Annotated in this window: 2 protein-coding genes; both read right to left on the reverse strand. The window is 32.6% G+C overall.

Annotation, left to right across the window (positions count from 1 at the left end; all coding sequences use genetic code 11):
* The coding region (locus GOQ24_RS07595) for a histidine kinase (RefSeq protein ID WP_243731258.1) at positions 1 to 755 on the reverse strand (755 nt) is incomplete at its 3' end.
* Positions 733 to 906: a hypothetical protein gene (locus GOQ24_RS07600; protein WP_155092340.1), complete on the reverse strand. Its 174-nt coding sequence runs from the start codon at positions 904 to 906 to the stop codon at positions 733 to 735. The genes GOQ24_RS07595 and GOQ24_RS07600, both read right to left, overlap by 23 nt.
* Positions 907 to 945 lie beyond the last annotated feature (39 nt).

The following is a 945-nucleotide window of genomic DNA, read 5'->3' on the forward strand; positions in this document are numbered from 1 at the left end:
GTAAGGCTATCCTCAAAGCGCATTTGCAACAGCTCAATATAGGTTCTTGCAAAGGCCAATTCTTCCTCTAAAGGCACGAGTTCTTTGTTCTTTTGATCCAGTATATAACGGTAAGTTCTCGATAGGGATTGATTAAAGAGAATAGCTTTGTCCTGATCTTCTTCTATTAAGGCACCTAAAACATTCAAACTATTAAAAAGGAAATGTGGATCTAACTGATTCTTTAGACTTTCAAACTGAGCAGACACATTCCCTGTAATCACTTTTTGTTCAACGATTTGCTGATTCTTCGCTAAAGCATTTAAGCGCGTATAAATGTAAATAGTATAAACAATAGTCAATAAAAAACTAAAACTACATATTGCCCTAAAGTGCTCATTGAACAATATTATCTGAATACGCTGGTCTTCTAATATAAAAAGGAGGTGAAATAGCTTGATAATAAAACTCAGCATAAAGAATACAGCAAAGAGCGTAATTCCACAGTACAAAGTAAGTTTGTTCACATTCTTCTCATCCGCTCTAAGAAGTCGCTCTATGTCTGTGTAAAACTTTTTGACCAAAAATGAGTGTACAAGCATAAAAGAGCCACCAAAGAACACCAAATAGCCAATGAACGTTGGAAAATCTAAACCATATAGTTTTAAGACTTTCTTAAACAGTACATAGGTCAAAAGCGTTAACAGAAATAGCTTAAATAGCTTAGCTGACTCTTTTCCCCTGTACTCCTTCTTATTTGTATTCTCTACTTCCATCTTTTCTATTTTCTCCTTGATAAACAATCCATTCAATCTTTTCCTTTTTGGGAATTACTTGTTCTTGTATATTAACATCATCAATTGACATTCCTATTAAACTACAAATAGTATTTATCAAAAATAGCGTAAACGAGATTATAACATTCATAATCATTTATTTTTTTGTTAGAACAAATGTCCTTTAAAG

Source organism: Myroides sp. LoEW2-1 (assembly GCF_009767705.1).
In the GTDB taxonomy this organism is placed as follows: domain Bacteria; phylum Bacteroidota; class Bacteroidia; order Flavobacteriales; family Flavobacteriaceae; genus Flavobacterium; species Flavobacterium album_A.

Excerpts from the sequence above, each read along its gene's own strand:
- GOQ24_RS07600 (WP_155092340.1), bottom strand. The coding sequence starts at position 906 with ATGAATGTTATAATCTCGTTTACGCTATTTTTGATAAATACTATTTGT.